This is a genomic window from Streptomyces sp. NPDC088197, assembly GCF_044741185.1.
Taxonomy (GTDB): Bacteria; Actinomycetota; Actinomycetes; order Streptomycetales; family Streptomycetaceae; genus Actinacidiphila.
The window spans coordinates 470,727-483,501 of record NZ_JBIUSD010000005.1; the positions used below are offsets into that span (position 1 = coordinate 470,727).

General features: G+C 73.0%; 12 protein-coding genes. 6 read left to right on the forward strand and 6 right to left on the reverse strand.

The annotated features are described in order from the left end of the window. Positions 1-35 precede the first annotated feature (35 nt). Positions 36-1,175: a DMT family transporter gene (locus ACIOC1_RS16425; RefSeq protein WP_401854848.1), complete on the forward strand. Its 1,140-nt coding sequence runs from the start codon at positions 36-38 to the stop codon at positions 1,173-1,175. On the opposite strand, the gene ACIOC1_RS16430 is transcribed toward ACIOC1_RS16425, so the two are convergent. Continuing rightward, on the reverse strand, positions 1,166-2,515 hold the full coding sequence (locus ACIOC1_RS16430; protein ID WP_401854851.1) for an aminotransferase class I/II-fold pyridoxal phosphate-dependent enzyme: 1,350 nt from the start codon (positions 2,513-2,515) through the stop codon (positions 1,166-1,168). The genes ACIOC1_RS16425 and ACIOC1_RS16430 overlap by 10 nt on opposite strands. Positions 2,516-2,550: 35 nt before the next feature. Here ACIOC1_RS16430 and ACIOC1_RS16435 point away from each other — a divergent pair, with 35 nt between their 5' ends. Then, entirely contained in the window at positions 2,551-3,225 is a 675-nt protein-coding gene (locus tag ACIOC1_RS16435; protein WP_355335677.1) for a pyridoxamine 5'-phosphate oxidase family protein, read from the forward strand. A 10-nt stretch (positions 3,226-3,235) separates the two neighbouring features. Further along, the gene (locus ACIOC1_RS16440; RefSeq protein ID WP_401854854.1) at positions 3,236-3,922 is read left to right on the forward strand and encodes an FMN-binding negative transcriptional regulator; all 687 of its coding nucleotides are present in this window, start codon (positions 3,236-3,238) and stop codon (positions 3,920-3,922) included. 4 nt (positions 3,923-3,926) lie between these two features. Here ACIOC1_RS16440 and ACIOC1_RS16445 read toward each other — a convergent pair whose 3' ends face one another. From ACIOC1_RS16445 to ACIOC1_RS16460, 4 genes are all read right to left on the reverse strand, one after another. Continuing rightward, positions 3,927-4,904: a DMT family transporter gene (locus ACIOC1_RS16445; protein WP_401854857.1), complete on the reverse strand. Its 978-nt coding sequence runs from the start codon at positions 4,902-4,904 to the stop codon at positions 3,927-3,929. A 644-nt stretch (positions 4,905-5,548) separates the two neighbouring features. Next, positions 5,549-6,508: an EamA family transporter gene (locus ACIOC1_RS16450; RefSeq protein ID WP_401854859.1), complete on the reverse strand. Its 960-nt coding sequence runs from the start codon at positions 6,506-6,508 to the stop codon at positions 5,549-5,551. A gap of 12 nt (positions 6,509-6,520) precedes the next feature. Then, complete coding sequence (locus ACIOC1_RS16455) at positions 6,521-7,036, reverse strand: Clp protease N-terminal domain-containing protein (protein ID WP_355335688.1); 516 nt, start codon at positions 7,034-7,036, stop codon at positions 6,521-6,523. Positions 7,037-7,146: 110 nt separating this feature from the next. Further along, positions 7,147-8,028, reverse strand: coding sequence for a pyridoxal 5'-phosphate synthase (locus ACIOC1_RS16460; RefSeq protein WP_401854862.1), 882 nt, complete (start codon positions 8,026-8,028; stop codon positions 7,147-7,149). A 95-nt stretch (positions 8,029-8,123) separates the two neighbouring features. Here ACIOC1_RS16460 and ACIOC1_RS16465 point away from each other — a divergent pair, with 95 nt between their 5' ends. Next, positions 8,124-8,663: an HAD domain-containing protein gene (locus ACIOC1_RS16465; RefSeq protein WP_355335693.1), complete on the forward strand. Its 540-nt coding sequence runs from the start codon at positions 8,124-8,126 to the stop codon at positions 8,661-8,663. Positions 8,664-8,740: 77 nt separating this feature from the next. Further along, positions 8,741-9,196, forward strand: a complete 456-nt coding sequence (locus tag ACIOC1_RS16470) for an SRPBCC family protein (protein WP_355335695.1) — start codon at positions 8,741-8,743, stop codon at positions 9,194-9,196. 73 nt (positions 9,197-9,269) lie between these two features. Here ACIOC1_RS16470 and ACIOC1_RS16475 read toward each other — a convergent pair whose 3' ends face one another. Further along, positions 9,270-11,489 carry a glycoside hydrolase family 3 N-terminal domain-containing protein gene (locus ACIOC1_RS16475; protein WP_391162926.1) on the reverse strand — a complete coding sequence of 740 codons (2,220 nt, stop codon included), beginning with the start codon at positions 11,487-11,489 and terminating at the stop codon, positions 9,270-9,272. A 248-nt stretch (positions 11,490-11,737) separates the two neighbouring features. Between ACIOC1_RS16475 and ACIOC1_RS16480 the strand changes: the two genes are divergently transcribed. Beyond that, positions 11,738-12,757 (forward strand): substrate-binding domain-containing protein, encoded by a 1,020-nt coding sequence (locus tag ACIOC1_RS16480; RefSeq protein ID WP_391051132.1) that lies wholly within the window; start codon positions 11,738-11,740, stop codon positions 12,755-12,757. Positions 12,758-12,775 lie beyond the last annotated feature (18 nt).

The window sequence follows — 12,775 nt, forward strand, 5'->3', positions numbered from 1 at the left end:
TTGTTCTACGAGGTCGAACGCGCCATCGTAGTCGCATGACCGCACCCGCCGAGCCCAGGACAGCCGCTTCCGCTCCCGTCTCCCCGACACCCGCCTCCTCTTCGCCCCGCTCCGGCCGGACCTCGCGCCGCATACCGCGCAGGACCGTCGACTGGCGGATCCGCTTCGCCGCGCTCGGCCTGGTCTGGGGCTTCAGCTTCCTGTTCATGAAGGTGGGCAACGAGGCGTTCGCGCCCCTCCAGGTCACGCTCGGCCGGATGGTCTTCGGCACGGCGGTGCTGGCCGTGGCCGTCGCGGTCAAGCGGGAGCGGCTGCCGCGCGGACCGCGCGTCTGGCTGCACCTGGCGGTCGCCGCGGTACTGCTCAACGCGCTGCCGTTCTCGCTCTTCGCCTACTCCGAGCAGACCATCCCGTCGATGCTGGCGGGGATATGCAACGCGGCGACACCGCTGTTCTCGATGCTGGTGTCCGTGGTCGCGCTGTCGGAGGACCGGCCCTCGCGGCAGCGCTTCGCGGGTGTCGGCCTCGGCTTCATCGGCGTGCTGACCGTGCTCGGCGCCTGGCAGGGCTTCTCGGGACAGGACCCCAAGGGCACGATCATGGCGCTCACCGCGGCCTTCAGCTACGCGGTCGGCTGGGCGTACGTGCGCCGCACTCTGTCCGGCACGGACAGCTCCCACCTGGCCATGTCCGCGAGCCAGTTGAGCCTCGGCACCGCGCAACTGCTGCTGGTCACGCCGTTCTTCACCTCGATGCCCGACGCGTACCCGCTCAAGTCGGTGCTGTCGGTGCTGGCGCTGGGCGCGCTCGGCACCGGGGTCGCCTTCCTCATCCAGTACGGCCTGGTCGCGGAGAAGGGGCCGACGATCGGCTCGATGGTCACCTACCTCATCCCGATCGTGGCCACCGCCGCCGGTGTCCTGCTGCTCGGCGAGGCACTGAGCTGGAACGAGCCGGTCGGCGCCGCCGTCATCCTGATCGGCGCGGCCCTCACCCAGCGCCGCCCCAAGGCCGCGCCCGCACCGGAACCGGACCCGGCCGCCGTGCCCGTGGAGGCCGAGGTCCGGCTCCAGACGCTGATACAGACGGAGGACGCGCTGCCCGCCGCGGAGCCCCGGTCCGCGGCCGAGCCCGCGGCGACCGCACCCGCTTCGGCCGTCAGGGCTCAGCCGTAGCGGCCCGCGCCTGACGCCGCGCCCGGCCCCGCGGGGCGCAGTACGGCGGCGACGGCGTCGGCCAGCGGGACGACGTCGGCGGGGGCGAGCGCGGAGACGGTCAGCCGGATGCCCGGCGGTGAGGCCAGCCGGAAGCGGGCGCCCGGCGCCACCGCCCAGCCGCGCTGGAGCAGCCCGGCCACCGCGCCGGTCTCGTCACTGACCGGCACCCATACGTTCATGCCGCTGCGGCCGTGCGCCGTGATCCCGCGCTCGGCCAGCGCCCGCACCAGACCGTCGCGCCGCTCCCCGTAGGACCGCGCGGTGCGGGCCGGATCGACGGCGCCGGACTCCCAGAGGTGGACGACGGCCCGTTGCAGCAGGTGGCTGACCCATCCGGCGCCGAGGCGGTGCCGCCCGCGCACGCGGTCGACGGTCACGGCGTCGCCGGTGTAGAGCGCGAGCCGCAGGTCGGGGCCGTACGCCTTGGCGGTGGAGCGGACCAGCGCCCAGTGGTCGGTGACCCCGGACAGGCAGTGCAGCGGCAGGTCGACCAGTCCGTGTACGTGGTCGTCGTCGATGACCAGCACCTGCCGGTGGTCGGCGAGCAGGGCGCGCAACTCGCGGGCGCGGGCGGCCGAGACGGCCGCGCCGGTCGGATTCTGTCCCCGGTCGGTGACGACGAGCGCCCGGGCGCCCGCCCGGACGGCCCGCGCCACGTACTCGGTCAGCGGTCCCTCGTCGTCCACGCCGACGGGGACGGCGCGCAGCCCCATCGCCGGTACGAGGTCGAGGGTGCTGCCCCAGCCGGGGTCCTCGACGGCCACGGCGTCGCCGGGCCGCAGATGGGCGGCCAGGACGCGCTCGATGGCGTCCAGCGAGCCGGAGGTGATGCCGATCGGCCCGCCGGGAACGCCGTCCGCGTCGAACGCGGCGCGGGCCGCCGCCGCCAGTTCGGGATCGACCGGGACGGCGCCGTAGAGCGCGGGTGCCTCCGCGTGGCGGGCTGCGGCGGCGGCGAGCGCCCCGTCGAGCGGCGGCAGCAGCGCGAGGTCGGGGTTGCCGGAGGCGATGTCGCGGACGCCCGCCGGGACGTCGATCCGGATCTCGTCACGGGGCGCGGTGGCGGGCCGTGACCGTACCCGGCTGCCGCGCCGCCCCGCCGTCTCGATCACCCCGCGGTCGCGCAGCAGCCGGTAGGCGGCGGCCACGGTGTTCGGGTTGACGTCCAGTTCCTGGGCCAGTTCCCGCAGCGGCGGCAGCGCCTCACCGGGACGCAGCGCGCCCGTGCCGACCGCGCTCTCGACGCTGGCGGCGATATCCGATGCGCCCCGACCTGTGATCCGGTAATCTCCTAGCACAAACCTTATTATGCACTAGTGCAAAGGATCTCGCCATGGCCTCCGCACCTCCCGTCGGATATCCGCCCACCGACCGCACCGTCCCGACCCGCAGCCGCGAACGCGCCGCGTACGACCGGGAGATGGTGCACGGCATCCTGGACGAGGGCTATGTGTGCCACCTCGGCTTCATCCGCGACGGCGCGCCGGTCGTGCTGCCGACGCTCTACGCCAGGTCGGGCGAGCGGCTGTACGTGCACGGTTCGACCGGGTCCCGGCCGCTGCGCGGGGCGCGGGCCGACGACGGGCTCGCGGTCTGCCTCACCGTCACCCACGTCGACGGCCTGGTGCTGGCCCGCTCCGCCTTCCACCACTCGATCAACTACCGCTCGGTGGTGGTGCACGGCATCGCCCACCAGGTGACCGACCCGGCCGAGCGGTCGCTCGCGCTGGACGCGATCGTCGAGCAGGCCGTGCCCGGACGCGCCGCCGACTCCCGCCGGGCGGACGCGAAGGAGCTGGCCGCCACCGCCGTCATCCGGCTCGACCTGCTGGAGGTCTCGGCGAAGCTCCGCACCGGCGGCCCCAACGACGAGCCGGAGGACATCTCGCTCCCCTACTGGACCGGCGTGGTCCCGGTCGCCAGGACCTACGGCGCCCCGATCCCGGCGGACGACCTCGACCCGTCGATACCGCTGCCCGGCTACCTGCCCGGCCGACCGGGAAAGTGAGGGCCGCGGCATGCTGATCCACCCCTGGGACGCGCCCACCTCCGACAGCGAGTGGCAGGAGTGGCTGGCCGTCCACGACTTCGGCCAGCTCACCGTCAACGGCCTCGACGGAGAGCCGCCGTTCGTCCAGCCACTGCACTTCGCCTACGACCCGCGGGCCGGCGCCGACAGTCCCGGACCGGCCGGGCTGGGCGAGGCCGTCACGCACCTCGCCCGCCCGAACCCGATCTGGCGGGCCCTGGAGGCGAGCCCGCGGGTCACGCTCAGCGTCGTGGACGACTACACGTTCATCCCCGGCCCCTGGCACACGCCCGAGGGCGCCCCCACGGAACACGGCACACCGACCAGCTTCTACGCCGCCGTCCTGCTGTACTGCACCGCCCACATCGTGGACGACCCGCAGCTCAAGGCCGACCTCCTGCGGCGCCAGGTCGGCCACTTCCAGCCCCGAGGCGGCACCGCGCCCGTGGAACCGGGCCAGGAGCCGTTCGGCCGCATGCTGCCCGGCATCCGCGGTGTCCGCCTCGACGTCACCGACGTACGGGCGAAGTTCAAGTACGGCGGCAACAAGCCGGAGCGGATGCGGCGGCGCGTCACGGACCTGCTCGCGGACCGGGACGGGCCGCACGACGCGGCGGCCCGTACCCATCAGATCCGCCGCCTGTCCGCGGCGGCCGACGCCGGGACCGGCGCCTGAGGGCTCACCCCACGGGCGCCGCCCTCCGCTGCGCCGACGCGGACCTGGCCTCCTCGAGACCGAGACCGGTCACGGCCGCCAGCAGGACCACGGTGCCCGTCACCGTCGCGGCCGTGAGATGTTCACCGAGCAGTGCCACGGCGATGACGGCCGCCGAGACCGGCTCGATCAGGGCGATCACCGAGACGGTCGCGGCCCGCAGGACCGCGGCGCCCGCGAAGTACAGCCCGTACGCGGCGGCCGTCGGCACCGACGCCAGGTAGCAGAGCAGCAGTACCGTACGGCCGAGCCCCGCCGCCTGCGGCAACAGCCCCTCGGCCCAGGCCGCGGGCAGCAGCGCCACCGCGCAGATGCCGAACGACCACAGCGAGGTGTCCAGCGGGTCGCCCGCCGAGCCTGTGCGCCCCAGCCACCGGGTGAGCAGCGTGATCGCCGCGTACCCCGTGGCGGACAGCACCGCGAGCAGCACACCGAGCGGCCGTACGCCCGTACCGCCGTCGCCCAGTACCAGCACCGCGAGACCGCCGAGCGCGCCCGCCACGGCCGCCGTACCGCCGCGACCGAGCCGCTCCCCCATCGCCAGCCGCGCCACGACCGCGATCAGCACCGGGCCCGACCCGAGCGTCACCACCGTGGCCACCGCAAGCCCGGTGGACTTGACCGCGCAGAAGTACGCGGTCTGAAAGAGCGTCAGGCCCGCGCCGGTGACCAGGAGCCGCACCGCCTTGCGCCGCCGCGGCTCCGCCCGCACCACCCGCACCGCGGCGGCCGGACGCACCGCGCGCACCGCCGACAGCAGCAGAAAGCCGCCGGCCGCCCGCCAGAAGGTCAGCGACAGCGGGCCGAGCCCGCTCCCGTCGTACAACAGCGCCGCCGCGGCGCCCGCCGTGCCCCAGGCGGTGGCCGCGAAAACGACATAGATCAGGCCCCGGTTCGTCGACAGGGCAGCGTCGACCGGGGTGTGGACATGCGTGAGTGACACGAGAATTCTCCCGCGGAAGAGGTGGGGTGAGGTCGCCGGTCGCCATATGCGGACAGCGGCGACCCGGCCGTTCACCTCGAACGCGAGTCACCGCGCCGGGTCCGGCCCCAGGTCTTCCGAAATGTCGCCGCCCGCGTCAGACGGCAGGAGGCGGGAGAACGGTGAGATGCATGGGGGAAGCTTACGCGAGGGGGGTGGGGTCGGGGGGGAGGGGGCGGGGGGTGGGCGAGGGCAGGGCGGTGGAGAGAGGCGGGTTGGGGGGCGGGGGCTCTTGCGGGGGGGGGCGGGGGTGCGGGTGGCTCTCTTGCGGGGGGGGCAGGGGTGCGGGTCGCCCACTCGCGTCAGGTCACCGGTACGGCGAACCGTGCGTGGGAGCCCTCTTGCGCAGGCTCACCGTCCTTCCCTTTTTTTTGCCGCCCTCTCGCCTCCGGCGGCTTATATCCGGTGTCGACGCTCCTCTTCGACGGTCGCTCGTTCCTCGCTCCCTGCTCATCGTCGCTTTCGACACCGGCGCCGCCTTCGGCTCGCTGGCTACCGGCGAACCCCGGCGCGCAGCGGTACCGGAGGGGCGCAGGCCCTCACGCAAACGCACCCCACCGGCGAACCCCGGCGCGGAGCGGTGCTCGGTGGGGAGCTGTTTGGCGCTAGGCGTCGGCCAAGTCGGGTTCTGGGAGGGGGTCCGGCGTCGCCGCCGGCTTGGCGCGGCTGGCCGTTTGGGCCGTGAAGGCGCCCGCCAGGACGAGGGCGCCGCCGACGACCTGGGCGGCGCCCAGGTGCTCGTCGAGGAGGACCCAGGCGAGGACCGTGCCGACGATGGCTTCGAGGGTGGCGACGACCCCGGCGATCTGAGGGGTGAGGCGGCGGACGGCGAGGACGCCGGCGAGGTAGGCGACGACGGTGGAGACGAGGACGATCCAGGCGACGAGGAGAACGGCCGGGACCTCGCGCTCACCGAGCGCGGACTGCTGCCAGACGATCGCCCAGTCGATGTTCCAGGGGCGGGCGACGACCGAGAGGACGGCGGTGCCGACGAGGAGGCCATAGGCGATGACGGCGATGGGTTCCGGCGCGTCCGCGCTCTCCGCGCCGTCGTCGGCGAGGACGAAGTAGGCGACCTGGCAACAGGCGGCGCCGAAGGCGAGGAGCAGGCCGAGCGGGTCGAAGGCCAGGCCGGACCAGATCTCGACGACGGCGGCCATGCCGGCGATGGCGAGCACGACACCCAGGGCCGCGGACCGGCTGACGGGGCGGCGCTGGACGAAGCGGACCCAGCCCAACAGCAGGGCGGGGCCGAGGAATTCGACGAGGATGGCGACGCCGACCGGGATGCGGGAGATGGCCACGAAGTACAGGGCCTGGCAGCCGGTGATGCCGAGGAGGCCGAACCCGAGGATCAGTCCCGGCCTGCGGCGGGGCAGTTCGCGGTGGCGCAGGGCGATGGGGAGCAGGATGAGCGCGGCGCCCGCGACGCGCATCCAGACCACGTGCAGCGGGTCGAGCCCTGATTCGATCAGCGGTTTGGCGGCCACGCCCGAGCCGCCGAAGGCGAAGGCGGACACCAGAGCGAGCCCGAGGCCCTCGTTTCGCCGCTGAGTTACGTGCATCGGGTCATGATGTCAGCTCGCGACAGGACCGTCATCCCGGTAGCCGCTGACGTCGAGTCCGGCGGCGCGCAGCACGTCCACGGCGCGGCATTCGGGGTCGGAGGCGAGCGCGTCGAGCAGGTCGATGCCGTCGGCCTGGGTGCGGCCACGGCGGCGGGCGAGGGCGACGGCGTTGCGGATCGCGGCGGCGGCGGACGGGCTCCAGCCGGTGCCGGCGACGGCCTGGACGGTGGGCAGCGCGCCGGAGTCCTCGACGGTGCCGCGCCAGCGCAGCCCGTAGCCGATGCTGCGCTGCACCAGGTAGCCGAGCACGCGGACGACCTGTCCGGTCCCGGCGTCGCAGGCGGCCCGCGCCAGGGGGTCGATCTCCAAAAGGGAGTGCAGCAGGTGGGCGGTGTCGATCTGCTGGTCGCCGTCGCGCGTGGCCCGGCGGCGCGCGCTGGCCGCCACGGAACGCAGTTCGACCGTGAGGCGGAGGTCGTCCGCCAGGTGGCTCAGGTCGAGCGGCGGCCCGTGGTTGCTGTACACGCCATCCACTTCATCAGGCGGCCCCGGTGTGGCGCATCCGCACCGGGGGCCATCCGTGCCTCCGCCCATGGAGGGGGTTGGCCGGTTCCCGCGTCATCCCCAGGGATGAGTCATGGCCACAGCAGGGTCCGGGTCCAACCGCCGTCCGTGTCCGCGTCGCCGCGCCCGTCCCGGCCCTCCCCCGCCTGACCGGAGCGGGTGTAGCGCAGCCGTACGTGGAAGCGGCCGGGGTCGGCCTGGAAGAACTCCGCCTCCTGGGCACGCAGCCGGTACACGGTGTGGCCCTCGGGAATCCGTTCCGGTTCCGCGGCCACCAGGGCGTCCGCCGCGGCGCGCGCCCGCTCGTACTCCATCGCTCCGGTCAGCGGGCCGCTCATCCGCCCGGTGAAGCCGGCGGCGCGGGAGGCCGGGGAGCGGCCGAGGAAGTCCCGCCGGGCGGTCTCCTCGTCCAGTACGTCGACCGGTCCCGTCATCCGGATCTGCCGTCCGTGCGCGGGCCAGTACCAGGTCAGCGCGGCGACGGGGTGCGCGGCCAGGTCGCGGCCCTTGCGGCTGACCGCGTCGGACGCGAAGTCGACGGCGCAGTCGGCGGTGTCGACTCCGCGCAGCATCAGGACGCGGGCGCTGGGCGTGCCGTCGGCGCCGACCGTGGCGAGCGTCATGACGTGCGGTTCCGGCAGTGCGTCGGAAAGCGCCAGTTCCAGCCAGGTCGCGAAGAGCGGGCCGGGGGTGTCGGGGGCGTCGCCCGGGTCGAATTCCGGCAGCGGCCCGGCCAGTACGGGGGCGGCCCGCAGCCTGGCGAGCAGTGCCGCGTCGCCCGGCGTGGGGTCGCCGGGCGACGTTCGCCCGCGTCCCGGTCCGCCGGGTGCCGCCTCGTCCGGCGGCGCGTTACCGACTGCCGCCCCGGCGGGTGCCGCATCATCGGGTGACGCGCCCCCGGGTGACGCGTCGCTTCCGCCGTCGGGGGTAGCCGGACCGTCGTCTTCGCGCATATGTCCTCCCGTCCGACCCGCAACCGTACCGGCCGTCGCCTCGTCCCTCTCTGGCGACACACACCGACCTGCCCCGCCACCGGGGAAGGAGTTCCATGGTCCGACCGCTGCTCTTCCTGGATGTCGACGGTGTGCTCAATCCGGTGCTGCCCTCGCCGGACTTCACCGTGCACGACATCCTGACCCACACCGTGCTGCTGTCCGCCCGGCACGGCGTGTGGTTGCGCGAACTGGCGGATATGTACGACCTCGTGTGGGCGACCACCTGGGAGCACGAGGCGAACACGCACATCGCCCCGCGCCTGGGTCTGCCGCCGCTGCCGGTGGTGGAATTCAGCGGCTACCGGCCGCGGCCCGGCGATCCGCCGCTGCGCGAGGCGGAGCGGTACTCGGCGCGCAAGTGGGCGCCGATCCTGCGGTACGCGGCGGGGCGGCCCTTCGCCTGGACCGACGACGTGATCCCGCGCCGTCTGGTCCGCAGGGCCAGGTTCCGTCCTGACCGGCTGCTGCTGCCGGTCAATCCGGCGCACGGTCTGCCGCGGGCGCACGTGAACCGGCTGCTGGCCGCTCCCCCGACGCTGTCGCGCAGTGTCGGCAGGCCGCACTCCCCGTATCTGACGGTCCATCAGTATTGAGTGTTGCGGCGCCCGCGGTTACGGTGCGCGGCACGACCTGTACTCAGGGAGTGGACCGGTACTCAGGGAGTGATCGCATGGCCGAAGTCTCCGCACAGGCGCGTATCGCGGCCCCCGCAGGGAAGATCTGGGACCTGCTGACCGACTTCTCCTCCTACGGCGAGTGGAACGCCACCCACACCGCCTTCCCCGACGGCGGCCCGCGGCCGCTGACGGCCGGGGCCACGTACCAGGAGAGCCTGCGGATGATGGGCTTCCCCGCGGACGTGACCTGGACGGTCGACGAGTTCGAGCCCGAGCGGGTGCTGGGCAGCAGCGGCAAGGGGCCGATGGGGGTGAGCCTCGGGATGCGGTACGCGCTCACGCCCGACGGCGACGCCACCGAGGTACGGATCGACGGCACCTTCACCGGGGCCGCCGTCTCCCTCATGGCGGGCAAGCTGAAGGACTCGGCGACGACCGCGCTCAACGACTCGCTGCGCGCCATCGCCGGGCTCGTCGAACCGGCCGAGCCCCCCGCGCCGGGCGCGTGACGGTCCGCCCGTACGCGAGGCGCCGGGCCGCGCGAGGGGATCGTCCCTCACGCGGCCCGGCGGTGTGCGTGGATCAGCGGACCGTCACCGTGGCGGTCTGCGTCCCCGCCGTGAAGACGTAGGCGCCGCGTGCCACTTCCTGCTTGCCTGCGCCGTTGACGTCACCGGGGGTGACGGCGAGACGGCTCGGCGGCACGTCGAGCGCGACGGTACGGGACTGCCCGGCCTTCAGGTGCACCTTGGTGAAGGCGACCAGCTTCCGGGACGGGGCGAGCACGTCGCTCGACGGCTGCGACACGAACACCGGCACCACCAGATCGCCGTCACGGCCACCGGAGTTGGAGACCTTCACCTTCAGGTGGATAGTGTCCCGGGCCCGCACGGTGGACGAGTCGGCCTTGACCGAGTCGAAGCCGTAGGTGGTGTACGACAGGCCCGCCCCGAAGGGGTAGGCGGCGTCGACGAAGGACTCGGGGCCGCCGTTGGTGCCGGGCAACTGCTGGTAGTACATCGGCTCGTTGCCGATGTCCTTGGGCCAGGTCGCGTTGAGCCGGCCGCTCGGGTTGACCTTGCCGAACAGCACGTCGGCGACGGCGTTGCCGCCCTCGCTGCCGGGCAGCCAGGACATCAGCAGGCCCTGGGTGCCGTCCGCCTCGCCGAGCACCAGCGGGCGTCCGGCGAGGACCACGGTGACCACCGGCTTGCCGGTCGCCTTGAGGGACTTCACCAACGCCACCTGGTCGGCGGTCAGGGCTGGCCGCGGGCTGTCCGCCGCGCCCTCGGCCGCCGCCTTCTCGCCGACGACCACCACGGTCAGATCGGCGTTCTTGGCCTGCGCCACCGCGTCGTCCGCGGTCTTGGCCTGGACGACCTCCGTACCGGAGGGCGCCGCCTTCTTGATGCCCTGGAGCACGGTGGTGCCGGGCAGCGTCACCCCGTCGGGCACGCCCTGCCAGCCCACCGTCCAGCCGCCGACCTGGTCGTTGATGTCGTCGGCGTAGGAACCGGCGACCACGATCTTCTTGGCGGAGGACGAGATCGGCAGCACATTGCCGTCGTTGCGCAGCAGCACCTGGGACGCGTCGGCCGCCTGCCGCGCCAGCGCGGTGTCGGCGCCGAGCACCCGGCCGTTGGCCTTCGAGGCGTCCACGTAGGGGTGTTCGAACAGGCCGAGTTCGAACTTCATCTTCAGGATGCGGGACACGGACTGGTCGATGCGCTTCTCGGTGACCAGGCCGCGCTGCACGGCGGTCTTCAGGCCGGTGCTCCAGCCCTGCGCGTCGTACGGCTCCATCGCCATGTCCAGGCCCGCGTTGACGGCCTTGGCGATGGCCTCGGGGTAGTCGGCGGCGACGTGGTACGCGGTCTGCAACGCGGCGACGTCCGCCCAGTCGCTGACCTCGACGCCGTCGAAGCCCCACTGCTTGCGCAGCACATCGGTGAGCAGGTAGTGCGAGGCGGTCGCCGGAATGCCGTTGACGGCGCCGGAGTTGATCATCACCGACTGCGCGCCCGCGTCGATGGCCTGCTTGTACGACGGCAGCAGCGTGTCCTGGAGGTAGCGCATCGAGACGTCGCCGGGCACGCGGTCGTGGCCGTTGCCGGGCTCGCCGTAGCCGGGGAAGTGCTTGACGGTGGCGGCCACGTTCTTGGCGCCGTTGGCGCCCTCGATGCCGTCGACCGCCGCGGCGGCGAGCGTGCCCGCGAGCAGCGGGTCCTCGCCGAAGGTCTCGTAGTAGCGGCCCCAGCGCTGGTCGCGCGCGATGTCGGTGACCGGCGCGAAGTTCCAGTCGATGCCGGTGGCCGCGACCGCCTTGGCGGTGGAGGCGGCGGAGTTCTTGGCCAGCGTCGGGTCCCAGGCGGAACCGAGGCCGATCTCCTGCGGGAAAATCGTGGCGCCCAGCACGTTGTTGTGGCCGTGCACGGCGTCGACGCCGTAGATGATCGGGATGTGCAGCCGGGATTTCTCGACGGCGTATTTCTGCACCGTGTTGACCATCTTCGCCCAGTTCTCGGGCGTGTTGACCGCAGGTCCCGCGCCGCCGCCGGACAGTACGGATCCGGCCGCGTTGTCGAGAAGCACGCTCTTCATGCAGGATTCGGTGAATTCGCCACCGCTCCACTCGCAGTCGCCTTGCATTCTGACCACGGAGATCTGGTCCATCTGACCGATCTTCTCGGCCAGTGTCATCCGCTTCAGCAGATCCTTCACCCGGACGTCGACCGGTGCTTTCGCATTGGTGTACGTCGGATTGTCCCCGGCCTCCGCCGGTACGGAAGCGACCGCGGCCACACACGCCGCGGCGGTGGCGAGTGTCAGAATGACTCTGAGGCGTGGTCGTCGTCGTGCGTTCGTAGGCATCGCAGGCGTCCCGTTCCTGTCGGGGTCCCGGCCGGTTGTCGGGACCTAGTGCCGTAAACGTTTCCGATCGGCCGGAAGTCTGTCCTCGCCTTGACTGATCGTCAAGACTGTACGCAGGAGTCACCTTTCACCTGTCCCAAGTTTCCACGTTGTTCCCCTCGCGCAGAATCAGGTACGCCGTGAACATTCGTGAACTCGCCCGCCGCAGTGGTGTGTCGACCGCCACCGTGTCCCGGGCTCTCAACGACCGCGCCGAGGTGAGCGAGGCCACCCGCGCGCGAATCCGGCAACTGGCGATCGAGTTGGGTTACGCGCCCAATGAACCGGCCCGCACCCTGGTCAGGCGCCGCTCGGACACCATCGGTCTGATCTGGGACAGCGGACAGGAGGCACAGGGACTCCACAACCCTTTTCTGCTCGGCCTGTTGAGCGCGGTGCGCACCGCGCTGTCCGAGGCGGACTACCACCTGATGCTGCTGACGACGCCGGGCCCCGAGGACCCGGACGCCGCGCATCTGCAAGCGGTGCGGCGGCACAATCTCGAAGGCGTCATCGTGCTGACCACCCCCGCCGACGACCGCTGCCTGCGCGTCCTGGCCGCGTCCGCCGTGCCCTGCGCGGGCATCGACACCGCGTTCACCGGGCCGCGCACGGTACGGGTCAGCTCCGACAACGCGGCGGGCGCGGAGGCGGCGGTGGAGCATCTGTACGCGCTGGGGCACCGCAGGATCGCCACCATCACCGGTCCGCTGCACCTTCCCCCGGCCGCCGAGCGGCTGGCGGGCTACGAGCGGGCCTGCGCCCGGCTGGGGCTCCCGGTGCCGCCGCAGTACGTGACCGAGGGCGACTTCTTCCTCGACAGCGGCGAGGAGGCGGCCCGCAGGCTGCTCGCGGTGGCCGAGCCGCCGACGGCGATCTTCGCGGCGGGCGACCAGATGGCGGTCGGCGCGATGCACGCGGCGGCGGACGCCGGCCTCTCGGTGCCGCGCGATCTGGCGGTGGTCGGCTTCGACGACATCGACGCCGCCGCGCTGGTGCGCCCGGCGCTGTCCACGGTGGCGCAGGACCAGCGCGGGCTCGGTGAGGCGGCCGTGGAGGCGCTGCGCGAGCTGATCGACGCCGCGCCGGTCGACACGGCGGAGCCGCGGATCATCCCGACCCGCCTGCTGATACGCGGATCGAGTCGGCCCGGAGCGTGACGCCCAGGGCCGACTCGA